We start from the raw sequence: 22,858 nt of genomic DNA, 5'->3' as shown, positions 1-22,858 counted from the left end.
GGCGGCCGTACGGCGTCGCGGTCGCGGTCGGGCCGGCTACGCGGCGGGGGAAGCGGCGGAAGCAACCGCGGAGGGGGCCCCGCCGTGCGCGCGGTGGGTGACGCACATGCGCCCGAGGGCGCACGGCCGCGGGGCCGAAGCGGCCCGGCCGACCTCGAACACCCCCATCAGGAACGGGTCGAGGGCGGCGGCGGGACGCTCGGGGGCGCGGGGCTCCGGTGCCCGCAGGATCTCCAGGTAGGCGGCCTCCGTCTCCGGGGCGGGGTCCGTGCCCAGTTCCTCCGCCAGCACCCGGCGCAGCTGGTGGTAACTGCGCAGCGCCTCGGCGCGGTTGCCGGCGCGCTTGTGCGCCGTCATCCGGCAGCGGTAGGCGCTCTCGCGGAACGGGGCCCGCCGCACCGCCTCCTCCGCGTAGCGCAGGGCGTGGTGCTCGTCACCGAGCGCGGACGACGAAAGGCTCGCCATCTCCAGCGCCGTCAGGCGCAGTTCCTCCAGCTGCTCGCGCATCGAGTTGACCCACTCGCCCTCGTGCGAGGGCAGGAACGAGCCGCGCAGGTTCGACACCGCGCCGGTCGCCAGCTGCTGCGCCACCGCGAACGCGCCGTCCGCGAACGCGGAGGTGGCCTCCGTCAGGGCGAGGTCCGCGCACTCCACGTCCACCGCCGCGTCCTTGGGCACGCGCAGCACGTACCGACCGCCCTGGGCCATCAACGCAGCCTCTCCGGGCATGTCCTGAGGCATCGTCACGAACGTCCGGACCCGGCTGACGACACTGCGCAGCGCGGAGGCCCAGGTGTCGGGCAACCCCTCCGGCCATACGGTTTCCGCCAGCTGGTCCCGCTCCGTACCACCGGCCCGCTCGATGACCAGCCGAGCGAACGCCACCTGTGCCTGTGCGCCGGAGAGGTGCCGCGAGGGCGCCCCCGACGGCTCGATCGTGACAAGTCCTACGAGTCTGATCAGCACTGTGCACCCTCCGAAACTGCCGGGATACCGGCCGTGTCCCCCTGGTCTTGTGCGCTGCGAACATACACGCGCCTCTTCTCCGCATGTCAACAACAATCGGGGATTGCACCGGTCGGGATTCGCTTTCGCCCTTTTCGCGTCCCGCTGTTGCGTCGCTCTTGCGCCCCGCAGGCCTTAATCGAATTCCACTAGAGCTCGTCCGGAACGACGGCAGGGCGCCGATGGAGTTCCGTGTCCGCCGGGCGATCACGACGAGGAGATGAACGTGAACGCAACCGAAGCCTGGGCCCGTCTGGAGCCGAAACTGGCCTACTTCCGCGACCGCGTCCGGTCCTTGGAGTACGAGCCCGTCCGCAAGAACAGCTTCGTCGCCTACACCGTCGAGCGGGACTCCGCGTACGCCGACCAGGACGGCCAGCGGCTGCTGATGATGTCCGGCTACAGCTACCTCGGCCTCGCCGGGGACGAACGGGTCGTCGCCGCCGCCAAGGCGGCCCTCGACCTGTACGGCACCGGGAACCACGGCGTGCGCGCCCTGGCCGGCTCCACCCCGCTGCACGAGGACCTGGAGGCCGAGGTCGCCCGGTTCGCGGGCCGCGAACGCGCCCTGGTCTTCGGCTCCGGCTACGCGGCGAACGTGGGCACCGTGGGCGCCCTCGTGGGACCGGGCGACACCGTCTTCATCGACAAGTACGACCACGCCAGCATCGTCGACGGCTGCAAGCTCTCCGGCGCCACGGTCACCCGCTTCCGGCACAACGACCCGGGCCACCTGGAGCGCCGCCTCGCCGCCGCCCCCGACACCGGGGTGCGCCTGGTCATCGTCGACAGCGTCTACTCCATGGACGGCGACATCGCCCCCCTCGTGGACCTGCGCAAGGTCTGCGACGCCCACAACGCGCTGCTGATGGTCGACGAGGCCCACGCGCTCGGTGTCATCGGCGCCACCGGCAAGGGCATCGAGGAGCACTTCGACTACGAGGTGAAGGTCGACGTCAAACTCGGCACCCTCTCCAAGGCCATCCCCTCCATGGGCGGCTGGGTCGCGGGCTCCGCCGACCTGATCCACCACCTGAAGTACGCGGCCCGGCCCTTCCTCTTCTCCGCGGCCCTCGGCCCCGCCCAGGCCGCCGCCGCGCTGGAGGCCCTGCGCATCCTCCAGCGCGAGCCGGAGCGCGTCGAGTTCGTCCAGCGCGAAGCCGAACGCTTCCGCGGTCTGCTCCACGCTGCCGGCATGAGCACGGTCGACAGCGAGACCGCCGTCGTCCCGATCATCGCCGGCTCCGACACCGCCGCCTACGACTACGCCACCACCTGCCGCAAGAACGGCGTCATCGGGCTGCCGGTCGTCACCCCGGCCGTCCCCAACGACCTGGCCCGGCTGCGGATCGCCATCACCGCCGCCCACACCAGGGCCGACATCGACTTCGCCGCCGACGCCTTCGTCAGCTCCGCCCGCGAGTGCCGGATCATCTGACCCCGCCTCCCGCGCGCGCCGCTTCGACCACCCACCACACTCCAGGGGGAGCACAGATGCCCGGATCGTCCAAGGGCAGTTCGGTACGACCGCCGGTCGCCATCACCGGCATGGGCGTGGTCACCCCCGGCGGATGCACCCCGGACGACCTGTGGGCCACGCTGCGGGCCGGCCGCTCCACCGCCGCCGAGCTGACGCACATCGACCTCAGCCGGCACCGGGTACGGATCGGCTGCCGTGTCCGGGGCCTGGACGACCTCGCGGGCCTGGTCCCCGCGAAGGACGCCCGCCGGATGGACCCCTTCGCCCACTACGGCACCCTCGCCGCCCTCGCCGCCCACCGCGACGCGGGAGCGCCCGCCGCCGAGGACGGCCGGACCGCCATCGTCGTCGGCAACGCCGTCGGCGGGCGCGCCAGCAGCGACCTGGAGTCCGCGCACTTCGCCGAGAGCGGCCCGGCCGGGGTGAACCCGCTGATGCCGCTGATGACGATGCCCAACGCCGCCGCCGCCCAGATCGCCATGCGGCTCGGCTGGACCGGCCCCGCCCTCACCCTGGCCACCACCTGCGCCAGCGGCGCCGACGCCATCGGCCACGCCCTGCTGCTGCTCCAGACCGACCGCGCCGACGTCGTCATCGCCGGCGGCTGCGAGCACACCCTCACCCCCGTCACCCTGGCCGGCTTCGGCAACCTCAACGCCGTCTCGCTGCGCAACGACCGGCCCGAGCTGGCCTCCCGGCCCTTCGACAAGGACCGCGACGGGTTCGTGATGGGGGAGGGCGCCGGGTTCGTCGTCCTGGAGCGGCTCGCCGACGCGAGGGCCCGCGGCGCGAGGACGTACGGGCTCGTCGCCGGGTACGCGGCCACCGCCGATGCCCACCACCTCGCGATGCCGCTCCCCGACGGGGCGGGCGCCGCGGCGGCCATGTCCGCGGCGGTCGCCGACGCGGGCCTGGACCCCGGCGACATCGTCCACGTCAACGCGCACGGCACCTCCACGCCCCACAACGACCGCTCCGAGGCCGCCGCCCTCACCAAGGTGTTCGGCACCGCCCAGCCCCCGGTCACCGCCCCCAAGTCCGTCATCGGCCACCTCATCGGCGCCGCCGGAGCCGTCGAACTCATCGCCACCGTGCAGGCCATGCGCAGCTGCGAGGTGCCGCCCACCGCCAACCACGAAGAGCTGGAGCCAGGAATGCACATCGATGTGGTCCACGGCGCACCGCGCGCCGTGCGGCCGGGACCCGCGCTCACCAACTCCTTCGGGTTCGGCGGCCACAACTCCTCCGTCGTGGTGGTGCCGGCATGACCTCCGCACCCCTCTCCCCGCCCGCGCCCGTCCGCACCCTGACGGTCGGCGAGGCGGAGCTGACCGCCTACCGGAGCGCCGCCCGGCGGGGCCTGGCGACCGCCCGCCCCGGCCAGGCCTCGCCGGTCCACGCCTTCGTGCTCGCCCACACCGTCGCGGAGCGGACCGTCGCCGCCCTGACGCGTGGCGAAGCGGGCCCGGTCTCCGTGGTCCACCTCGGCCAGGACATCCGCCTGCTGCGGCCGGTCCGCCCGGGCGAGCAGGTCACCGTACGGCTCGACGTGCTCGGCGCACGCCGGGAGCCGCGCGGCGCCCGCGTCGCCCTGCGCGGCCGCCTGTACGGGCAGGACGGCCCCGGGCCGTACGCGGAACTGGTCATCTCCGCGCTGCTCGTGGGCGCCACCGGGCCGGAGCCCTTCGGTGACGTCACGGGCGCGGCCGCCGCGCCGGCCCCGCTCGGCGCCGGCGAGCCGCAGACCGCGACCCACGAGCTGACCGCCGAGTGGATCCGCGCGTACGCCCACGCCTCCGGTGACCTCAACCCCATCCACCTGGACCCGGCGGCGGCCCGCGAGGCCGGCTTCGGGACCGTCATCGCCCACGGCATGAGCGTCGTCGCGCTCGCCGTCGAGGAGGCCGTCGACCGGTTCGCCGACGGCGACCCGGCCCGGGTCCGCGGACTGGGCTGCCGCTTCTCGGCCCCCGTGGCCCCCGGCGTCCCGCTGGACATCGTCCTCCAGCCCGACGCGCGGGCCCAGGTCGTCCGCTTCACCTGCAAGACGCCCGCGGGCACCGCCGTCAAGGGCGGCTGGATCGAGTTCGCCGGGGGGAGCAGCGATGCCTGAGACCAGACCCGCCGAAACCGGCAGCGACGCCGGCACCGTCCCCGCACTGACCGACGGTTTCCTCGCCCAGGTGCGCGAGCGGCCCGACGCCACCGCCCTGCTCTTCAACGGCGAGGCGACCAGCTACCGCGAGCTGTACGAGCGCGCCGGACGGGAACAGGAGCGGCTCGCCGCACTGCCGCTGACCCCGGGGGAGCCGGTCGGTGTCCTCGCCGACAAGTCCCCGGCGGCGGTGGCCCTCGTACTGGCCTGCCTGCTCGGCCGCCGGCCGGTGCTGCTGCCCTCCCCGGCCCTCGCCGACGGCCTGCTCGCGGACCTCTTCGCCCAGGCCGGCTGCGCCCACGTACTGGCCCCGGACGGCGCGCCCGCGCGCGTCGCACCCGATCCGCTGACCGAGGCCAGACCGCTGCCGCCCGAGGAGGCGGCGGAGGTGGCGCTGATGCTCACCACCTCCGGATCCACCAGCCTGCCCAAGATCGTGCCGCTCGGCCGGCCGGCACTGGACCGGTTCGGCGCCTGGGCCGGCCCCGCCTTCGGCATCGGCCCCGGCCGGACCGTCCTCAACTACGCGCCCCTCAACTTCGACCTCTGCCTGCTGGACGTGTGGACCACCCTCGCCCGCGGCGGCCGGGTCGTCCTCGTGGACCCGGCCCGCGCCACCCACGGCCACCACCTGCTGGACCTCATCGTCCGGCACGACGTCCACGTGGTCCAGGCCGTCCCGATGGCACTCGGCCTGCTCCAGGACGCGGCCGCCAAGGAGGGCGCCGCCTTTCCCGGTGTCGACCACGTGATGTTCACCGGCGACGCCCTGCCCGAGCGCACCTACGCCGCGCTGCCCGCACTCTTCCCCCGGGCGCGCCTGTACAACATCTACGGCTGTACGGAGACCAACGACAGCTTCGTGCACGAGGTCGACCCGGCTGCGCCGCCCCCGGTGCCGGTCGGCCGCCCGCTGCCCGGCGTACACGCCCTCCTCGTCGACCCGGACACGAACGCCGTCGTCGAAGGCCCCGGCACCGGCGAGCTGTTCGTCCACACCCCCTTCCAGACGCGCGGCTACCTCGACCGGACCCGGCACGCCGACAAGTTCACCGGCCACCCGCTCGGCCTGGACGGGCGCCGCTGGTTCCGCAGCGGCGACCTCGTACGGCGGGACGCCGACGGCACCCTGCACCTGACCGGGCGCACCGACTTCCAGGTCAAGGTGCGCGGCGTCGCCGTCAACACCGCCGAGGTCGAACGGGTCCTCCAGGAGCACCCCGGTGTGCTGGAGGCGGGCGTCGCGGCACGGCCCGACCCGATCGCCGGCAAGAAGCTCGTCGCAGCCGCGCGCCGGGCCCCCGGCTCCACGCTGACCGTCCTCGAACTGCGCGGGCACTGCGCCCGCAACCTGCCCCGGGGCGCCGTACCCACCCAGCTCACGCTCACCGACGAGCCGCTGCCCAAGACACCCACCGGGAAGGTCGACCGCAAGGCGCTCGACCGGGTCAAGCCGCTCACCGCCCTCACCACCACGTCTCTTGCCGAAGGAATCCGATCATGAGCAACGTCGACACCATCAAGAACTTCGTCATCAGCGAATTCCTCCCCGGCACCGCCCCCGCCGAACTCGCCGTCGACCACGACCTGCTCAACGACGGGGTCATCGACAGCCTGGGCGTCCTCAAGCTCATCGCCTGGGTCGAGGACCGGTTCGAACTCGCCGTCGGGGACGCCGACCTGGACCCCGAGAACTTCCGCAGCGTCGAGGCCATCGACCACTTCATCACCCACGCCCGCGCCGCGGCCTGACCCGGACACCGGAACCCCGACGACGAAGGAAGGAGGAACCGTGCACGAGGCACTCGCCGGCCTGCTGGCGGACAAGGCCCCGATCGGCCGCGAGACCTGGCGGTCCTGGTGGGAGCAGCTCGGCGCCGGCGCTCTCGACCGCGCGCAGGCCGTCGGCCTGCTGTCCTCGCTGACCAGCCGGCTCCCCGGCCCCGAGACCCTGCGGCACCTGCTCGACTCCCTCGCGGAGCTCCGGCCGCCCAACGGGGCGGGCGCGTCCTGGCAGGACACCGTGAACGTCGTAGGCACCGGCGGCGGCCCCCCGACCTTCAACGTCTCCACCGCCGCCGCGTTCGTCGCGGCGGCGTCCGGGGTGAAAGTGGTCAAGACCGGCTCCCGCGCCTACACCAGCCCGCTCGGCTCCGTCGACCTGCTGGAGCGGCTCGGGGTCCGGCCGACCTCCTCCTACGCCCAGACCGAGGATGTCCTCGACGCGTACGGGATCGCCTTCGCGGGCCCCTTCGTCTACCCGGCGCAACTGACCCGGCTGGCCCGCACCGTGGCCCCGCTCGCCATGAAGCCCTTCGGGCGCTTCCTGAACGCGCTCGGACCGTTCCTCGCCGACCTGCCCGTGACGGCGCAGGTGACCGGCGTCGGCGCGGCCGCCCCCCTCGGCACCCTGCGCGAACTCGCCGCCACGACCGCCACCCGGCGGATCTGGCTCACCGCCAACGAGACCGGCGCCGACGAGCTGCTCCCCTTCGCCGTCAACACCGTCTACGGGGACCAGCGCGCCACCCGCGTCATCCGGCCCGGCGAACTCACCCCGCCCGGCGGCTCCTTCGAGGACCTGCGCCCCGTCGCCGACCCGGCCGGGGCCGTCCCGCACTTCCTGTCCGTGCTCGGCGGCGCCGCCGGCCCGGTGGCCCGACGTACGGTCGCCCTCGGCGCGGCCGCCCTGATCGTCGCGGCGGCCCCCGGCCGGGACTGGTCCTCGTCGGTGGCCCTCGCCGACGAGGCGATCGGCTCCGGCGCGGCGGCCGACCTGGCGCGGCGCCTCGCGGCCGCCCGGCCCCGGCCGGCGGTGGCCCGTGCCTAGCCCACCGGCGCCCACCGCGGCGCCCTTCTTCCCCGGCCGGTGTGCCCCCGGCGGCCCTCCCGGACTCGCCCTGTTCCTCAACGCGGGCGACCCCCCGCTCCCGGTCCTGCGCGACCTCGTCCTGATGCTGGACGAGGAAGGCGTGGACTGCCTGGAACTGGCCGTGCCCTTCCCGGACTCGGTCACCGACGGCCCCGTCATCCGGCGCTCCGCGCGCCGGGCCCTGGAGCGGGGCGGGGCCGCGCTGGACGACGTCCTCGCCTTCGTCGCGGACGTACGCCCCCACCTGACGCACACGCGGATCGCCCTGCTCGCCGACTGGAGGCACTCCCTGGGGCACCGTGACCTGACCGCCGCCACCCGTGACATCGCCGCGTCGGGCGCGGACGCCCTGCTCGTCCACGCGCTGCCGCCCAGGCTCCGCGCGACGCACCTGGAATCGGCCGCGGCGGCCGCCCTTCCCATCGTCACCACCTGCTACGCCTCCAGCCCGGACGCGACCCGCGCCCGGGCCGCCGCGGACGCCACCGCGTACCTCTACCTCGTCGCCCACTACGGGCGCAGCGGCACCGCGCCCGCCGCGGGCCACGGCGCGCTCGCGCGGACGGTGGCCGGCCTGCGGGAGCACACCGCGGCCCCGGTCGCCGTCGGCTTCGGGGTCAGCACCCGCCAGGACGTCGAAGCCGTCGGGGCCAGTGGCGCGGACGCCGCCATCATCGGCTCCGCCGCCGTGGCCGCCGTGGAGCGGGCCCGGCAGGCGGGGCGCGATCTGCCCGAGGCGTTCCGCGAGTTCGTCCGCTCGGTCCGGCCCGGGTAGCAGGGCCGCACCGGCCGGCGCCACACGGTCCCACCCCTCATCCGGTTCCTCCGCACACCATTCCACAGATCAGGAGACAGCCATGATCGTCCGCGACATCGAGTCCGTGAAGACCGTCGAGTGGGGCAACGGCCTGAGCCGCCGCTTCCTCCTCGCCGACGACGGCCTCGGCTACACGCTCACCGACACCGTCGTGCTGGCCGGTACCAAGTCCCGCCTGGAGTACGTCAACCACCTGGAGGCGTGCTACTGCATCGCCGGCTCCGGCGAGGTCATCGAGCTGGACGGCACCGCGCACGAGATAGTCCCGGGCCGGATGTACGCCCTCGACCAGCACGACGCCCACTACCTCGTCGCCAGCCCGCACGAGGACCTGCGCCTGGTCTGCGTCTTCTCGCCGGCCCTGCGCGGCAACGAGGTCCACCAGCTCGACGCCCACAACTCCTCCGCCTACTGAGGCACCCGCCGGCACGACGTCCGAGCCGTCCACCGACTCAGGGAAGGGGTCCGCCGTGATCCGCTGGAACACCGATCAGACCGATCTGCGCGAGGGCCTGGAACGGTGGGGAGAGGCGCTCAGCGCCGACCACATCGAACTCGACGAGCAGGGCCGCTTCCCGCACGACAAGTGGAAACTCCTGCGGGAGACCGGCATCCTGTCGCTGCCCTTCGAGGAGGAGTACGGCGGCCTCGGACAGTCGCTGCTCACCACCATGTACGCGCTGGAAGGGCTCGGCGAGTACAACCGGGATTCCGGCCTGAGCTTCTCGGCCACCACATCGATCTGCTCGACCGGAATCCCGGTACAGCACTTCGGCACCGACGACCAGAAACGGCGCTACCTGCCCCTGATCGCATCGGGCGAGGCGATCGGCGCCCACGCCATCACCGAGGCCGAGGGCGGCTCCGACGCGATGGCGATGACCACCCGGGCGGTCCGCGACGGCGACGCGTTCGTCCTGAACGGCAGCAAGGTGTTCGTCAGCAACGGCCCGATCGCGGACGTGATCGTGGTCTACGCCCGCACGCACCCGCACGGCGGTCCGCTCGGCACCACCGCGTTCCTGGTGGACCGGGACGCCCCCGGTCTCACCACCGGCAGCCCGAGCAAGAAGATGGGACTGCGCACCTCGCCCCTGTGCGAGCTGTACCTCGACGACGTACGCGTGCCCAGGAGCGCGGTACTGGGCCGGGTCGGGGGCGGCCTCATGGTCCTCGACCACGTCATGAAGCGGGAGATCCTCCTCTCCTTCGTCGTGAACGCCGGCGAGATGAGCCACCGGCTGGACCGGTGCGTCGCCTATGCGAAGACGCGCCACTCCTTCGGCCGGGCGATCGGCTCCTACCAGTCGATCGCCAACAAGATCGTCGACATGAAGATCCAGCTGGAGAGCGCCCGCAAGTGGCTCTACGACACGGGCGGGAAACTGGAGGCCGGCGAGGACGTCACCGTGGACCTCGCCATCGCCAAGCTCGTCACCAGCCAGAGCAACCTCGCCACCAGCCTCGCCGCCGTACAGATCTTCGGCGGCCACGGCTACATGTCGGAGCACGGGCTGGAGCAGGATGTGCGCAACGCCGTGGGCGGCACGGTCTACTCCGGCACCAACGAGATCCAGTACAACCGCATCGCCTCGATGCTGGGCCTCGGGCCGGGCCGGTGAGCGGCCCCCCGCCCCGCACCCTGCTCAAGGTCTGCGGGGCCACGGACCAGGACGACATCGAAGCCGCCGCCACTGCCGGTGCGGACTGCGTCGGGCTCTGGCACGGGATTCCCGGCGGCCCCCGGGAACTGGCTGCGGACACGCTCACCGCCCTGGCGTCCGCAGCCCGATCGGCCGGCCTGCTGCCGGTCCTGGTCACCTTCCTCGCCGACGCACGCGCCACTACGGAGCTCGCCCGCCGCACGGGGGCCGGCTGGATCCAGCTCCACGCGTACCAGTCACCGGCGGCCGTACGGGCGCTGCGCGAAGCCCTCCCGCCGGACGTCGTGATCGTCAAGGTGCTGCACCTGGCGCCGGGCGGCAAGGGCTGCGTCGAGCGCCCGCTGATCGGCGCCTACGAGCGGGCCGGCACCGACCTCTTCCTCATCGACGCGGCCACCGGGGACGGCCGGATCGGCAGCACCGGACACGCCCTCGACCCGGCCGACGTACTGGCCCTGCTGCCCCGCATGAGACGGCCGTTCCTGCTGGCCGGCGGCCTGGAGCCGGCCAACCGGCCCCGGTACGAGGACGTGGTGCGCGCCCCGGGCTTCCGCGGGATCGACGTCGACACCGCCGCCCGCACCCCGCTGACCGGCGGCTTCGGCATCCCCGAGATCACCGCCCTGGCCCGCGCCTGGTGCACGGCCGCCACCGGCCCCGCCCGCCGCCAGCCGCCCGCCGACCTGGAGCCGTCGCGATGACCACGTACGACCGGACCGAATTCCCCTTCCTGCGCGCCCTCCTGGCTTCCCCCACCCCCGTCGTGATGGAGGTGAAACAGCGTGACGCCCACGGCCACGACCTGCTCGGCGGCCGCACCCCGGCCGAGGTCGTGAGCGCGTACGAGAGCGCGGGCGCGCCCTGCGTCTCCGTGGTGACGGGCCGTTGGTTCGGCGGCTCGGACGCACTGCTGCGCCAGGTCGCCGCGCTGACCCGGCTGCCGCTCCTCCAGAAGGACTTCATCACCCGCACGGAACAGCTCGGCGCGGCCCGCGAGATGGGGGCGTCGGCGGTCCTCCTGACGGCGGCGCTGCTTCCGGTGTCGAGCCTGGCCAAGCTGGTGGCCCAGTGCCTGCTGACCGGCCTCACCCCCTTCGTCGAGATCACCACGGAAGCCGAACTGGCAGCCGTCCCGCACGCCCAGGAGTGCGTGATCGCGGTCAACAACAAGGACATCAAGACGCGCGAGCGCGATCCGGGCGACCTCGGCCGCAGCCTCGGACTCCTGCCGGCCGTGCGCGCCACCGGCACCCCCTGCCCGGTGAGCGCGAGCGGCATCGACGGCCCGGCGACGGCCGCCCGCCTGCTGGACGCGGGCTTCGGCGGCCTCCTGGTCGGCACCTCGCTGCTGCGCACCGACTCTCCGGCGCAGTGGCTGGACGCGGTGAGCGGCGCCCGGAGAGGACTGGCGGTCCGTTGACCACATCGGCGTACCCGGCCGGCCCCGCCCGCCACTGCACGATCGACGCCGCGGGCACCGCCGTCTCCGGGCTGCTCGCACTGCCCGAAGGCGGCGTCCCCCGTTCCACCATCCTGGCGATCCACGGCCGGGGCATGCGGGCCCGGTACTGGGACTCCTTCGTCCCCCTGGCCACCGCCCTCGGCCACGCCGTACTCGCAGTGGACCGCCCCGGCTACGGAACCTCGGCGGCGGCGCTGCCCGAGGGCCAGTCCCTGCCCGAGCAGGCGAAGACGCTGCGCCGGGCCCTGGCGGAGCACGCCCGGACCCACTCCCTCGGGGCCGGCGTCTTCCTCCTCGGCCACTCCGACGGCGGCAAAGTGGCCCTGCACACCGCGGCGACCGCCCCGGCCGTCCCGCTGCTGGGCCTGGACGCCTCCGGCGTGGGCTACGAGTACCACCCGGAGGCCCTGCACTTCCCCTCGACGCTCGGCGCCGGTGCGACCCGGCTCAACTGGGGCCCCCTGAACCTCTATCCGCCGGGGACCTTCCAGGCGAGCCGCGCCCTGCTCGCGTCCGTCCCGCCCCGGGAGTCGGCGGACACGCCCTGGTGGCCCCGGCAGTACGAGGCGCTGGCCCCCCGCGTCCGGATCCCGGTCCGCCTGACCTTCGCGGAACACGAGGGGTGGTGGAGGCTCGACGCCCACACCCTGACCGCGATGACCGCCCGCCTGACGGCGTGCCCCTCGGTGACCGTGGAGCACGCGCCCGCCTCGGGGCACAACCTCAGCCTGGGCCACACCGCGCCGGCCTACCACCTGCGCGTTCTGGCCTTCCTGGAGGAATGCCTCATCGGGGCCCGCGGGTCCGCGGGCCCGGCCGGACAGCGGCCGACCGAACAGCATGCGACACCGGCCCTCGAAGAACGCTCGAGAGCCGGTCGGCGCCCCGTGGCCGTGGGGCTCGGGGAATGCCACGATGCGATGTCCGCGCCGATGCGAGCAGCACACCAAGCACCCAGAAGAGGACGCAGCCAATGACGACACATCCGGCCGGGAACCCCCAGGCCCACCCGCCCCAGTCCGGCGTCCACAACCCGTACGCCCAGCAGCCCCCGTACCAGCCGCAGCACCAGCCCCAGCAGCCGGCGCCGGGTGCCGCGCCGGCCGAACGCGGCAAGGGCGCGACGGTCCTGCTCCTCGTCTCGACCGTGCTGCTCGGCCTGATGGCCGGTCTCTTCTTTGCCTTCGACGTCTCCGTGATGCCCGGCCTCGCGAAGGCCGACGAGCGGACCTACGTCACCGCCATGCAGAACTTCAACTCGGCCATCGACGGCAACCCCCTGTTCGGCATGGCCTTCATGGTCGCGCTGCTGCTGCCGGTCATCTCGGTGGTCCTGGAATACCGCAAGGGGCGCCGCAACGTCGCCGTCTGGGTCGGGGTGGCGGCCGTCCTCTACTTCATCGTCCTCGTGATCACTTTCAGCGTCAACATCCCGCTGAACAACGAACTGGCGGACGCGGGCGACGCGACGAAGCTGACCGACTTCGCGATCGTCGAGAAGTTCAAGACCACCTGGGTCACCACGAACATCCTCCGCACGCTGCTGTGCACGGTCGCCCTCACCGCCCTGTCCCGCGCCCTGGTGCTGTACGGCCGCGCCACCCGCTGATCCACCGGCCGGGGAGCGGGGAACGCGACAGCGTGCCACGCTGGAAGGCAGGGGCAGAGCCCGGCGTTCCGGACGGACCATGGAGAACCGCCATGAAATGTGCAGGACGAAGGAGCACGACCGCCGCCTGCTGCTCGCTGCTGCTGGGAGCCGTGCTGTCCGCCGGGGCGCTGGCCGGCGCCCAGTCGGCGGCTGCGGCCCCGGCGCCCGTCTGCAAGGGCACTCAGCTGTCGGCGAGCGCGGCGGGTTCCACCCAGGTCACGGTGACCGTGACCAACAAGGGACCGAAGCCCTGCGTGCTCAAGGGCTTTCCCACCGTCGCCCTCGCCGGCCAGGGCTCCCCGGACCGGAACAAGCCGCTGACCGTCCTGCGGCAGGGCAGTGAGCGGTCCGTGCAACTCGCCGCCGGGGGCCGGGCCGTGACCCACCTGACGTTCACCCCGGTGCTGGGAGAGGCGGACGGGTACTGCGCCTCCGGCGCGGACCCGACGGTCGCCCCCTCGCTCGTGGTCGGCTTCGCGGGGATCAAGGAGCAGCTCGCCCCGGCCGACGCAGACGGGTTCGCCCTCTGCGGCAACACGGTCCGGGCCACCGCCTTCCAGCCCGCCGGGTCCTGAGCCCGGCGGGCACCGCCCGTCGCCGTCACCCGGCTCAGTCGCCGCGGACCGCCCCCCGCCACACGGTGACGTCGATGGTGATGTACGTGCTGGGATCCGAGGGCCTGGACGCACCGCCGTACACCACGAGGGCGATGTTGCCGGCCTTGGTGCGCACGCACAGCTCCGTGCCCTTGGACAGCGACCCGACCGCGATACGGCTGGTGAAGCGGGTGGCGGCCCGGCAGGTGGCCAGCGATCCCTTTTCGCCGCCGTCGAGGACGACCAGCTTGGACCCGTAGGCGCCGAGGGTGCAGTCGTTGACCGACCCGCACGAGAAGTAGAGGTCGTCGTAGTTCGAATCGCGGGGCTGCAACGGGTCGTCCCCGAACTCCAGGTGGTATCCGGAGGGGAACTGGAACCCTTGGTACAGCGCCGGTTTGGGGTCCGTCCGGGGCTGCTGAGCGCCGCCCGAGGGCTGGGTCCCGCCGGATTGCGCGGCGCCCGGCGCAGCGGAGCTCCCGCGGGCCGTGCTGTTCGCGCCCTTGTCCCCGAGCATGTTGACGACGGCGCCACAGCCGGCCAGCAGGAGCAGCCCCCCGAAGATGCACGCGATGACGATGCCGGCGCGACGACCGGCGGAGGCGGAGGCCCCGGCGGCCGGTTGCGGCGGCTGCATGTGCAGTTGCGGATGAGGCTGCGGATGGGGCTGCGGGTATCCGTACGGCCCCCCGTACGGGCCGGAGGGCGCCACCGGCGGCGGCCCGGTGACCGGCCCCGGCGTCGACGCGGGTCGGTACGCCGGGGGCCCGGAAGGCGGGGTCGGGTGGGCGGTGGCGCCGGCCGTCGGCTGCGCCGTGACCGTCGGCTGGTAGGCGGGAGGCGCGACCGGGTAGTCGGGCGCGGTCACCGGGTGCGGGCCGGTGGCGGGGCGCTCGGCGACCGGCGCGGGGACCGCGGGCCGCTGCGCCAGTTCCGCCGCGACGCTCCGCGGCAGCCAGTCCTCCGGGCGGCGCAGTTGGGTCTGGTCGGCGGCGCTGCGGCACAACTCCAGGATCTGGGCCAACGAGGCCCGCTCCGCCGGGTCCTTGGCCAGACAGCGCGTGACGAGCGGACGCAACTCTTCGGACAGGCCTTCGAGTTCGGGTTCCTCGTGGACGATACGGTAGAGCACCGCGTGCGAGGGCCCGTCGCCGTAGACGGACGTGCCGAGGGCCGCGAAGGCGGCGATCAGTCCGAGCGCGAACACGTCGGTGGCCCTGCCGACGTCCCGACCGGACGCCTGCTCGGGGGACATGAACGACGGAGTGCCGACGGAAACCCCGCTCGCGGTGAGGGAGGTGGTGTCGGCGGCCCGCGCGATGCCGAAGTCGATGACCCGGGGGCCGTCGGAAGCCAGCAGTACGTTGGAGGGTTTCAGGTCCCGGTGTACGATGCCCGCGCCGTGGATGACCTGGAGGGCCTCGGCGATGCCGGCGACCAGCATGAGCACCGTGCGCGGGGGCAGCGGCCCGCTCTCGGCGACGGCGGCGGCGAGGGTGGGCCCCGGCACGTAGGCGGTGGCCAGCCAGGGCGTCGGACCGTCGGTGTCGCTGTCGATGACGGGGGCCGTGTAGAGGCCCTGCACACGCTGGGCGGACTGCACTTCCTGTCGGAACCGGCTCCGGAACTGGGGGTCTTCGGCGAACTCGGGACGGATCACCTTGATCGCCACGGGACGCCCGCCGGGCGTGTGCGACAGGTACACCTTGCCCATGCCGCCGGCGCCGAGCCGGGCCGCGAGGCGGTAACCGGCGACCATGGTGGGGTCATCGGGCCCAAGTGGCTGGAACACCGGGGCGGTTGCGGGCTCGCTCATTGTCTTGTAATCCCCCGTCGGTACGCGATTCGCGTGGTCACCTTACCGGGGCCGGCGGGCGGGGCGGCCGGTGGTGGCTCGCCCGGGCGGTCAGCCGTCGCTCGGCGCGGGAGCGGCCGTCGTGTCGGCCGGGACGTCCTGCGGGGCCGGAGTCGCCGAAGCCGACGGGGCTGCCGGGGCCGGGGTGGGCTCCGGGAGGCAGGTGACCTCGTCGCGCGGGGTGTAGTGGGTGCGGAACGTCTCGCGCCTGAGCTCCTGGCCGCCCTTGACGAAGACGCGGTCGACGGAGACGTCGAAGCCCTCCAGCGGGCTCTGCTCCTCACAGGAGGCGCCGGTGGCCGTGCGCTTGGCCGGCGGGGTGAGGTGCGTCCGGGGGCTCTTGGTGGCGCGTATCGCGTCGTACTTCTTCGTACCGAGCAGGGCGATCGTCACCGAGGTGTCGCTGGACGCGGCCCGGATCCGGACGGGGTGGCCCGAGTCGTTCTTCCAGCGCAGGTCGAGGGTGCCCCAGGCGACCGTGGCCTCGCGGCCTTCGGGATAGCGCTCGATGTAGAAGGAGTGGGCGCCGTGCTCGACGGGCTTGAGGCCCGCGAAGAACATGGCGTTGAACATCGTCGTCGCGACCGCCGAGATGCCGCCGCCGGGGGCCTTCACGTACCGGCCGTCGTTGATCATGATGCCGTCGACGAAGCCGTTCTCCGGCGTGCGCTCGCCGACCGTCTCGTTGAAGCTCCAGGTCGCGCCCGGCGCGACCACGGAGCCGTTGATCAGCTGCACCGCCCGGGCGATGTTGTGGGTGCGGTAGGGAGCGGAGGGGAACTTGACCGTGAACGAGGACATCTGCTGCCCGGCCGGGGCGGCGGCCGCGCTACCGGGCCCCGGCACACCGCCGGGTCCGTTCCCCGCGGCGGCCGCCGAGCCCGCCGCGAGCCCGCCGAGGCCCAGGGCCGCGGCCGCCACGGCCGAGGTCAGGGCCAGTCGCTTGGTGTCGGTCCGACGGTGTGTGCGTCGCATGTCACTCCCGGTAGCGGATGTCGCGGTGGGGTCCGGCGCCCACTCGGATCGAGGCGCAGGCCACCGACAATCCTGGAGCTAATCGCACCAAAAGGGATAAAAATGTGCCCGGTCTCACGTACCGGAGGACCGATGTGGCCGGCCGGGGCGGTGGTCCGTCGCACGGAGTCCGGTGGGGCATGATCGGGGGATGTCTGAACGCATCATTGCCGCCTGCGACGGGGCGGCGAAGGGGAATCCGGGGCCTGCCGCGTGGGCCTGGGTCATCGGCGACGCGCAGGGTCGGCCCGAGCGCTGGGAAGCCGGCGCACTGGGCCGGGCCACGAACAACGTGGGCGAGCTCACGGCGCTGGAGAAGCTGCTGGAGGCCGTTGCCCCGGGGACGGCGATCGAGGTGCGGATGGACTCCCAGTACGCCATGAAGGCGGTGACGCAGTGGTTGCCCGCGTGGAAGCGCAACGGGTGGAAGACGGCCGCCGGGAAGCCGGTCGCCAACCGTGAACTCGTCGAGCGCATCGACGCGCTGCTGGCCGAGCGCGACGTCGAGTTCCGCTACGTCCCCGCCCACCGCGAGGACGGCGACCACCTGAACGCGATCGCCGACCAGGCCGCCAGCGACGCCGCCACCAGCCAGCGGCCCGCCGGCACCGCGCTGGGGGACCACGCCATGCCGGTGCCCGCCCCGGCCCGTACCTCCCCGGCCCGCACGGCCTCAGCCCCCGCGTCGTCCGCCCGCAGCTCCTTCGCCCGTCCGGCCTCCGCGGGCCGCGGAGCCCGGACCATCAAGGCGAAGTTCAAGGGCACCTGTCCCTGCGGAACGGCCTACGCGGCCGGGGACGAGATCGCCAAGCACGGTTCGGGCTGGGGCCACCCCGGCTGCGCCGCCCCGGCGTAGGGGCCGGGGTGCGGCCGTGGCGGGCGTGCGGCTGCGCGAGCGCTTCACCCGATCGGCGCGCAGCGGGCGCGCGGCGCGGTGCGGGCCGTCACAGTGTGGGGTGCGTGCCGCTGCACCGCGCGGCGGACGCCACATACGAGATGCGCGGAGGGTCCGGTGGGCCACGTCGTCGCCCGCCACGGCCAGAGGAAGGAGCTGGACATGGTGCGCAACACGATCCGGAACGACTCCACCAGGGCAGCCGATCAGCCCGAGGAGCGCGCCGGACCCCGCCGCCAGGCGGCGGAGCGGGTCCGCGGGAGTTCCGAGCCGGTCCGGGAGACGGGCACCACGGAGGACCACATCATCCTCGGCGAGGACTGAACCGCAGCTGCGGACCGACGTCCCCGGGAGCGCGAGCCGCTCCCGGGGACCTCGTCGTGTCCGCGCCCGCGCGCGGTCAGCAGCCGCCGCAGTTGTAGTAGGTGACGTCCCAGTGGCTGCCCTCGTCGGCGTAGACGTTCCCGGAGCCGGACTTCCACTGGAGGGCTCCGTCACCGCGCGGACCGATGTAGGCGAACGTGTTCTTGATGTAGTTGCCGAGGCACGTGGACTTGGCGAAGTCGAGCTTGTAGCCGTTCCAGTGCGAGTACGTCCCGTCGGCGTGCCCGGTCTCCGTGCCTCCGGTGATGTTGAGCGCGCAGCCGGTGGCGCTCTTGAGCGTCTGGGCGCCCTGGGCGCTGGAGAGGTTGAGCTGCTCGAACGACGTACACGTGGGGTTGTTGCGGTCGGAGCAGCCGCCCGACGAGGACCAGGTGATCCCGGAGCTGCGGAACATCGAGGTGGCGGTGGCGTGGCTGATCTTGGTGGCCGCGTAGGCCTCGGTGGCCCCGGCCAGTACCCCTACGCCGGGTGCGGCCACGGTGGCGAGGGTGAGGGTGAGGGCGGTGAGGATCGGGCGGAGCTTCATCGGCGTGTGTCTCCTGCGGGTGGCCGTGCACGGTGGGTTGGCGGTGCAGGTGCAACCAGGGAGCGGCAAGGAGATGGTGCCCGACGTCCGCGCCGGTCCGCCAGACGGCCTCGGCTGAACCGTGCGGAGGAAGGGGCGGGGGAGGGTGGCGGGGTCGAAGGCGGGGACACTTTTACTCGCGCCTGATGGCATGCTCCGGACAAATCTGCCAGGCTTCCGCCAGTCGTCGCCCCGACCCGGGGGAGGCGGCCAGGAATCTCACCCCAGCGATCGCGCAAGCGATCCGCGCAGCCCGCGGCTGCCCTCCGGCCCACCCAGCCGGTCGAGCGGTCACCGAGCAGGCCGGAATCCCGGCCCCCGCAAAGGAGTTCCGTGTGAGATCGACCCCCCACAAGGCCCTCGCCACGACCGTGCTCACGGTCGCCGCGCTGGCCGCAGCCTCGCTCGGCACCACCCCGGCGGCGGCGGAGCCGTCCGCGGCCCCCCGCGCCGCCGCCTGTACCCCCGCCCAGGTCGTCGGCAACGGAGGCTTCGAGACCGGTACTTCGCCCTGGAGCCAGTCGTCCACGAGCGTGATCACCAGCCGCGCGGGCCAGAGCGCCCACACGGGCACGGCCTTCGCCTGGCTGAACGGCGTGGGCAGCACGCACACCGACACGCTCTCGCAGAGCGTCACCATCCCGTCCGGTTGCAGCTCAGCCAGCCTGACCTTCTGGCTGCACATCGACACCGCCGAGACGACCACGTCCACCAAGTACGACAAGCTGACGGCGAAGATCGGCAGTACCACGCTCGCGACCTACTCGAACCTGGACAAGAACACCGGGTACGTCCAGAAGTCGTTCGACGTCTCGGCGTTCGCCGGGCAGACCGTGAGCCTCGCCTTCACCGGCACGGAGGACTCCAGCCTCCAGACCAGCTTCGTCGTGGACGACGTCGCCCTCGACACCGCCGGCGGCACGACGCCGCCCGGCGACTCCACCCGTACCCCTGCCGCCCCCTCGTACACCGTCAGCCTCAGCAGCGACACCAGCGGCAGTGTCTGGAGCGGCCACGAGAGTGCGACCTTCACCAACGCCTCGGCCACCGCGCTGACCGAGGTGTACCTGCGGCTCTGGGACAACTATCACGGCACCTGCTCCGCCATGCCCATCAGGGTCACCAACGTCACCGGCGGCACCGCGGGCGCGCTCTCGGTCGGCTGCACGGCCCTCCAGATCGCCCTGCCCGCGCCGCTGACCCAGGGTCAGAGCGCCACCATCGGCTTCGACCTGGGCATCACCGTCCCCAGCGGCGCCGACCGCTTCGGCCATGACGGTGCGTTCAACAACATCGGCAATGCCCTTCCCGTGCTCGCGGTCAAGGACGCGGCCGGCTGGCACCTGGACCCCTACACCAACAACGGCGAGTCGTTCTACTCCCTCGCCGCCGACTTCCGGGTGACCCTCGACCACCCGAACACCCTCCTGGTCCCGGCCACCGGCACCTCGGTGGACACCCCCGGCACCAGCGGCCGTACGGTCACCACCGCCACCGCCGCCAAGGTCCGCGACTTCGCCTGGGCGGCCGGCCCCTTCACCAAGATCTCCGGCACCTCGACCGCCGGCACCCCGGTCAACATCTACTCCGTTTCGGGCATCAGCTCCGCCGACTCGCAGTCGATGCTCAGCACCGCCAAGTCCGCCGTGGACGCCCACGCGGCCAGGTTCGGCGCCTACCCTTACGGCGAACTGGACGCGGTGATCGACAACAACTACTGGTTCGGCGGCATGGAATACCCCGGGTTCGTCCTCGACCTGGTCAGCACCACGGCGCTCACCCACGAGATCGGCCATCAGTGGTGGTACGGCATCGTCGGCGACGACGAGTACACCAGCCCGTGGCTCGACGAGGCGTTCACCGACTACGCCACCGACCTGGCGCAGAACAAGACGGGCACGAACTGCTGGAGCAGCGTCTCGTGGGCGTCGGCCGCGGAGAAGATCACCAACCCGATGGCCTACTGGGACGCCCACTCCTCCCGGTACTCCACCGTGATCTACGGCTACGGCAAGTGCGCGCTGCACGACCTGCGCCGCGTCCTCGGTGACAGCGTCATGGCCAAGCTGCTCAAGGACTACGCCACCTCGCACTGGTACGGCGTCTCGACCACCGCGGAGTTCAAGGCGGCCGCCCAGGCAGCCACGACCACGGACCTGACCTCCTTCTGGACCCAGCACCGCATCGACGGCTGACGCCGGGACGCACCTTCCGCCGCGCCCGGTCGCGCGCTGAACGGCGCGGGCCCGGGCGCGATGGCACAGTGGGCGCCGGACGGCGCCCACTGTGCCATGAGGGCGTTCGACCGGCCGGGCCCCCAGGAAGGAAGTCCCATGCAGACCGTCACCCTGAACAACGGCGTCGAGATGCCGGTCCTCGGCTTCGGCGTGTACCAGATCCCGCCGGAGCAGACCGAACGGGCCGTCACCGAGGCGCTGGCCGCCGGATACCGGCTGCTCGACACCGCGGCCGCCTACCAGAACGAGGAGGCCGTCGGCCGGGCGATCAGGAACAGCGGCATCCCGCGCGAAGAACTGTTCGTCACGACCAAACTGTGGATCCAGGACGCCGGCGAGGAGAACGCCCGCCGCGCCTTCGGCACCTCACTGCGCAAGCTCGGCCTCGAACAGCTCGACCTGTACCTGATCCACCAGCCCTTCGGCGACGTCTACGGCTCCTGGCGCGCCATGCAGCGGCTCTACCACGAGGGCCGGGTCCGGGCGATCGGAGTCTCCAACTTCTACTCCGACCGGCTCGTCGACCTCATCGACCACAACGAGGTCACCCCCGCGGTGAACCAGGTGGAGACCCATCCCTTCTTCCAGCGCACGGCCGATCAGGAACTCATGCGCGAGCGCGGGGTGCGGATCGAGTCGTGGGGCCCCTTCGCCGAGGGCCGAGGCGACCTCTTCTCCCACCCCGTCCTGCGCGACATCGCCGGGAAGCACGGGAAGTCCGTGCCACAGGTCGTGCTCCGCTGGCTCGTCCAGCGCGAGGTCATCGTGATCCCCAAGTCCGTCCGCGCCGACCGGATGGCCGAGAACTTCGACGTATTCGACTTCTCGCTGACCGACGGGGAGATGGCTCGCATCGCCGCCATGGACACCGGACGGACGCTCTTCTTCGACCACCGCGACCCCGCCATGGTCAGTCGGCTCGGCACCGCCCGCGTGCACGACTGACCCGCCGCGCGCTGCGGTCGCCGGCCGCGGCGTCAGCCGAGGAACGACAGCCGGACGGTCCGCCGCGGGTTGTCGCGGTTGGTGTCCACCAGGACCACCGACTGCCAGGTGCCGAGCGCCAGTTCGCCGCCCACCACGGGCAGCGTGGCGTGCGGCGGTACCAGGGCGGGCAGTACGTGGTCGCGGCCGTGCCCGGGCGAGCCGTGCCGGTGCCGCCAGCGGTCGTCGGCGGGCAGCAGCGTACGCAGCGCCTCCAGGAGGTCGTCATCGCTGCCGGCGCCCGTCTCGATCACGGCCAGCCCGGCCGTCGCGTGCGGGGTGAACACGTTGAGCAGCCCGTCCCGGCCCCGGGCGGCCTCCCGCAGGAACTGCGCGCAGGCGGCGGTGAGGTCGTGGACCGTCTCGGCGGAACCCGTCGTGAGTTCCAGGGTGCGTGTGGTGAAGGTGTCTGCCATGCAGCCCATCTTCTCCCGCGGCCGCCGGACCGCCCGGCCACCGGCCCGTGGCCGCCCCCGGCAGCGCCGGAGAGTGATTGGCTCATACAGGTGAACGCCAAAATCTATGCTTGCTGGAGTAGACATCAGCCTCTGGCCCGTATAGTGTTTCTTTTGTCGACAAGGTCAAGCAGTACCCGTCCGGGCGGGCAGCAGTCGCCCGGACGCCGCAAGACCCCGATGGGAAGGTGGTTCCCGGTCACGCATACACGATCCCCGCAGCCCGGACCACCCGGGAGTCTGCGGACATGAAGAGCCGGCAGCGGTAAAGCCCGGCTGATGGTGTTGAATTTCCTTCGGGGCCCTGGTGCCGTACGGCACCAGGGCCCCTCGACGTATTTCCGCATGCAGAGGTGAAAGTGACAGCAGAGAATTCACTCGGGCGTCTCGACGACGACGACTACCCCGCCTACACCATGGGCAGGGCCGCCGAGATGCTCGGTACCACCCCCGGCTTCCTCCGGGCGATCGGCGAAGCCCGCCTGATCACCCCGCTGCGATCGCAGGGCGGCCACCGCCGCTACTCCCGCTACCAGCTGCGGATCGCCGCCCGGGCCCGCGAGCTCGTGGACTCCGGTACTCCGATCGAGGCCGCCTGCCGGATCGTCATCCTCGAAGACCAGCTCGCCGAAGCCCAGCGCATCAACGCCGCATTCCGCCGTGCGGACGCCGCCCGCGGGACGACCGCCGGACAGGACGCACCGGCCGACCCGCCCGCGGAAACCCCGCCGGGGGGGCGGGCCCCCCGGCCGGGGCGCCAGAGGTGC

At 72.9% G+C, this 22,858-nt stretch carries 23 protein-coding genes and 1 pseudogene; 19 read left to right on the top strand and 5 right to left on the bottom strand.

Annotation, left to right across the window (positions count from 1 at the left end; translation table 11 throughout):
- Positions 1-36: 36 nt before the first annotated feature.
- Positions 37-966 (bottom strand): AfsR/SARP family transcriptional regulator, encoded by a 930-nt coding sequence (locus ACWGH1_RS00120; RefSeq protein WP_453408260.1) that lies wholly within the window; start codon positions 964-966, stop codon positions 37-39.
- Between the two features lie 259 nt (positions 967-1,225).
- Here ACWGH1_RS00120 and ACWGH1_RS00115 point away from each other — a divergent pair, with 259 nt between their 5' ends.
- From ACWGH1_RS00115 to ACWGH1_RS00050, 14 genes are all read left to right on the top strand, one after another.
- Entirely contained in the window at positions 1,226-2,443 is a 1,218-nt protein-coding gene (locus ACWGH1_RS00115) for an aminotransferase class I/II-fold pyridoxal phosphate-dependent enzyme (RefSeq protein ID WP_453356480.1), read from the top strand.
- A 56-nt stretch (positions 2,444-2,499) separates the two neighbouring features.
- Positions 2,500-3,753, top strand: coding sequence for a beta-ketoacyl-[acyl-carrier-protein] synthase family protein (locus ACWGH1_RS00110; RefSeq protein WP_453408259.1), 1,254 nt, complete (start codon positions 2,500-2,502; stop codon positions 3,751-3,753).
- On the top strand, positions 3,750-4,598 hold the full coding sequence (locus ACWGH1_RS00105; protein ID WP_453408258.1) for a MaoC/PaaZ C-terminal domain-containing protein: 849 nt from the start codon (positions 3,750-3,752) through the stop codon (positions 4,596-4,598). Before ACWGH1_RS00110 ends, ACWGH1_RS00105 begins: the two co-directional genes overlap by 4 nt.
- Positions 4,591-6,144 carry an AMP-binding protein gene (locus tag ACWGH1_RS00100; RefSeq protein WP_453353414.1) on the top strand — a complete coding sequence of 518 codons (1,554 nt, stop codon included), beginning with the start codon at positions 4,591-4,593 and terminating at the stop codon, positions 6,142-6,144. Before ACWGH1_RS00105 ends, ACWGH1_RS00100 begins: the two co-directional genes overlap by 8 nt.
- Positions 6,141-6,392: a phosphopantetheine-binding protein gene (locus tag ACWGH1_RS00095; RefSeq protein ID WP_453353413.1), complete on the top strand. Its 252-nt coding sequence runs from the start codon at positions 6,141-6,143 to the stop codon at positions 6,390-6,392. The genes ACWGH1_RS00100 and ACWGH1_RS00095 overlap by 4 nt, the downstream gene beginning before the upstream one ends.
- A gap of 40 nt (positions 6,393-6,432) precedes the next feature.
- Entirely contained in the window at positions 6,433-7,470 is a 1,038-nt protein-coding gene (locus ACWGH1_RS00090; RefSeq protein WP_453353412.1) for a hypothetical protein, read from the top strand.
- Positions 7,463-8,287 (top strand): tryptophan synthase subunit alpha, encoded by an 825-nt coding sequence (trpA, locus tag ACWGH1_RS00085; protein WP_453353411.1) that lies wholly within the window; start codon positions 7,463-7,465, stop codon positions 8,285-8,287. Before ACWGH1_RS00090 ends, trpA begins: the two co-directional genes overlap by 8 nt.
- Positions 8,288-8,369: 82 nt before the next feature.
- Entirely contained in the window at positions 8,370-8,744 is a 375-nt protein-coding gene (locus ACWGH1_RS00080; RefSeq protein ID WP_453353410.1) for an ectoine synthase, read from the top strand.
- 55 nt (positions 8,745-8,799) lie between these two features.
- Entirely contained in the window at positions 8,800-9,951 is a 1,152-nt protein-coding gene (locus ACWGH1_RS00075) for an acyl-CoA dehydrogenase family protein (RefSeq protein ID WP_453353409.1), read from the top strand.
- Positions 9,948-10,694, top strand: a complete 747-nt coding sequence (locus ACWGH1_RS00070) for a phosphoribosylanthranilate isomerase (protein ID WP_453353408.1) — start codon at positions 9,948-9,950, stop codon at positions 10,692-10,694. Before ACWGH1_RS00075 ends, ACWGH1_RS00070 begins: the two co-directional genes overlap by 4 nt.
- Positions 10,691-11,413: an indole-3-glycerol-phosphate synthase gene (locus tag ACWGH1_RS00065; RefSeq protein ID WP_453353407.1), complete on the top strand. Its 723-nt coding sequence runs from the start codon at positions 10,691-10,693 to the stop codon at positions 11,411-11,413. Before ACWGH1_RS00070 ends, ACWGH1_RS00065 begins: the two co-directional genes overlap by 4 nt.
- Complete coding sequence (locus ACWGH1_RS00060) at positions 11,410-12,432, top strand: alpha/beta hydrolase (protein WP_453353406.1); 1,023 nt, start codon at positions 11,410-11,412, stop codon at positions 12,430-12,432. The genes ACWGH1_RS00065 and ACWGH1_RS00060 overlap by 4 nt, the downstream gene beginning before the upstream one ends.
- Entirely contained in the window at positions 12,429-13,064 is a 636-nt protein-coding gene (locus ACWGH1_RS00055) for an anthrone oxygenase family protein (protein ID WP_453353405.1), read from the top strand. The genes ACWGH1_RS00060 and ACWGH1_RS00055 overlap by 4 nt, the downstream gene beginning before the upstream one ends.
- Positions 13,065-13,156: 92 nt before the next feature.
- The gene (locus ACWGH1_RS00050) at positions 13,157-13,681 is read left to right on the top strand and encodes a DUF4232 domain-containing protein (RefSeq protein WP_453353404.1); all 525 of its coding nucleotides are present in this window, start codon (positions 13,157-13,159) and stop codon (positions 13,679-13,681) included.
- 34 nt (positions 13,682-13,715) lie between these two features.
- Here ACWGH1_RS00050 and ACWGH1_RS00045 read toward each other — a convergent pair whose 3' ends face one another.
- Positions 13,716-15,518: a protein kinase domain-containing protein gene (locus ACWGH1_RS00045; protein ID WP_453353403.1), complete on the bottom strand. Its 1,803-nt coding sequence runs from the start codon at positions 15,516-15,518 to the stop codon at positions 13,716-13,718.
- Positions 15,519-15,608: 90 nt separating this feature from the next.
- Positions 15,609-16,364 (bottom strand): annotated as a pseudogene (locus ACWGH1_RS00040) (VanW family protein); the annotation flags it as partial.
- A gap of 358 nt (positions 16,365-16,722) precedes the next feature.
- Between ACWGH1_RS00040 and ACWGH1_RS00035 the strand changes: the two are divergent.
- Entirely contained in the window at positions 16,723-17,427 is a 705-nt protein-coding gene (locus tag ACWGH1_RS00035; protein ID WP_453357722.1) for a ribonuclease H family protein, read from the top strand.
- A gap of 201 nt (positions 17,428-17,628) precedes the next feature.
- Positions 17,629-17,790, top strand: coding sequence for a hypothetical protein (locus ACWGH1_RS00030; RefSeq protein ID WP_453357721.1), 162 nt, complete (start codon positions 17,629-17,631; stop codon positions 17,788-17,790).
- 76 nt (positions 17,791-17,866) lie between these two features.
- Here the strand turns inward: ACWGH1_RS00030 and ACWGH1_RS00025 are convergent, their stop codons facing one another.
- A complete protein-coding gene (locus ACWGH1_RS00025; RefSeq protein ID WP_453357155.1) occupies positions 17,867-18,376 on the bottom strand; it encodes a hypothetical protein in 510 nt (169 codons plus the stop codon).
- A gap of 374 nt (positions 18,377-18,750) precedes the next feature.
- Here ACWGH1_RS00025 and ACWGH1_RS00020 point away from each other — a divergent pair, with 374 nt between their 5' ends.
- A complete protein-coding gene (locus tag ACWGH1_RS00020) occupies positions 18,751-20,610 on the top strand; it encodes a M1 family aminopeptidase (protein ID WP_453357156.1) in 1,860 nt (619 codons plus the stop codon).
- Positions 20,611-20,748: 138 nt separating this feature from the next.
- Entirely contained in the window at positions 20,749-21,597 is an 849-nt protein-coding gene (locus tag ACWGH1_RS00015; RefSeq protein WP_453357686.1) for an aldo/keto reductase, read from the top strand.
- 32 nt (positions 21,598-21,629) lie between these two features.
- Here ACWGH1_RS00015 and ACWGH1_RS00010 read toward each other — a convergent pair whose 3' ends face one another.
- Positions 21,630-22,052: a secondary thiamine-phosphate synthase enzyme YjbQ gene (locus ACWGH1_RS00010; RefSeq protein ID WP_453357685.1), complete on the bottom strand. Its 423-nt coding sequence runs from the start codon at positions 22,050-22,052 to the stop codon at positions 21,630-21,632.
- A 398-nt stretch (positions 22,053-22,450) separates the two neighbouring features.
- On the opposite strand from ACWGH1_RS00010, the gene ACWGH1_RS00005 reads away from it, so the two are divergent.
- The coding region (locus ACWGH1_RS00005; protein WP_453408257.1) for a helix-turn-helix domain-containing protein at positions 22,451-22,858 on the top strand (408 nt) is incomplete at its 3' end.

This window comes from Streptomyces sp. NPDC054883 (assembly GCF_053610645.1).
This window is presented reverse-complemented; position numbering and strand designations above follow the sequence as displayed.

Excerpts from the sequence above, each read along its gene's own strand:
- ACWGH1_RS00115 (WP_453356480.1), top strand. The coding sequence starts at position 1,226 with ATGAACGTGAACGCAACCGAAGCCTGGGCCCGTCTGGAGCCGAAACTG.
- ACWGH1_RS00025 (WP_453357155.1), bottom strand. The coding sequence starts at position 18,376 with ATGAAGCTCCGCCCGATCCTCACCGCCCTCACCCTCACCCTCGCCACC.
- ACWGH1_RS00055 (WP_453353405.1), top strand. The coding sequence starts at position 12,429 with ATGACGACACATCCGGCCGGGAACCCCCAGGCCCACCCGCCCCAGTCC.
- ACWGH1_RS00110 (WP_453408259.1), top strand. The coding sequence starts at position 2,500 with ATGCCCGGATCGTCCAAGGGCAGTTCGGTACGACCGCCGGTCGCCATC.
- ACWGH1_RS00105 (WP_453408258.1), top strand. The coding sequence starts at position 3,750 with ATGACCTCCGCACCCCTCTCCCCGCCCGCGCCCGTCCGCACCCTGACG.
- ACWGH1_RS00030 (WP_453357721.1), top strand. The coding sequence starts at position 17,629 with ATGGTGCGCAACACGATCCGGAACGACTCCACCAGGGCAGCCGATCAG.
- ACWGH1_RS00065 (WP_453353407.1), top strand. The coding sequence starts at position 10,691 with ATGACCACGTACGACCGGACCGAATTCCCCTTCCTGCGCGCCCTCCTG.
- ACWGH1_RS00035 (WP_453357722.1), top strand. The coding sequence starts at position 16,723 with ATGTCTGAACGCATCATTGCCGCCTGCGACGGGGCGGCGAAGGGGAAT.
- ACWGH1_RS00015 (WP_453357686.1), top strand. The coding sequence starts at position 20,749 with ATGCAGACCGTCACCCTGAACAACGGCGTCGAGATGCCGGTCCTCGGC.
- ACWGH1_RS00080 (WP_453353410.1), top strand. The coding sequence starts at position 8,370 with ATGATCGTCCGCGACATCGAGTCCGTGAAGACCGTCGAGTGGGGCAAC.
- ACWGH1_RS00100 (WP_453353414.1), top strand. The coding sequence starts at position 4,591 with ATGCCTGAGACCAGACCCGCCGAAACCGGCAGCGACGCCGGCACCGTC.
- ACWGH1_RS00010 (WP_453357685.1), bottom strand. The coding sequence starts at position 22,052 with ATGGCAGACACCTTCACCACACGCACCCTGGAACTCACGACGGGTTCC.
- ACWGH1_RS00050 (WP_453353404.1), top strand. The coding sequence starts at position 13,157 with ATGAAATGTGCAGGACGAAGGAGCACGACCGCCGCCTGCTGCTCGCTG.
- ACWGH1_RS00095 (WP_453353413.1), top strand. The coding sequence starts at position 6,141 with ATGAGCAACGTCGACACCATCAAGAACTTCGTCATCAGCGAATTCCTC.
- ACWGH1_RS00045 (WP_453353403.1), bottom strand. The coding sequence starts at position 15,518 with ATGAGCGAGCCCGCAACCGCCCCGGTGTTCCAGCCACTTGGGCCCGAT.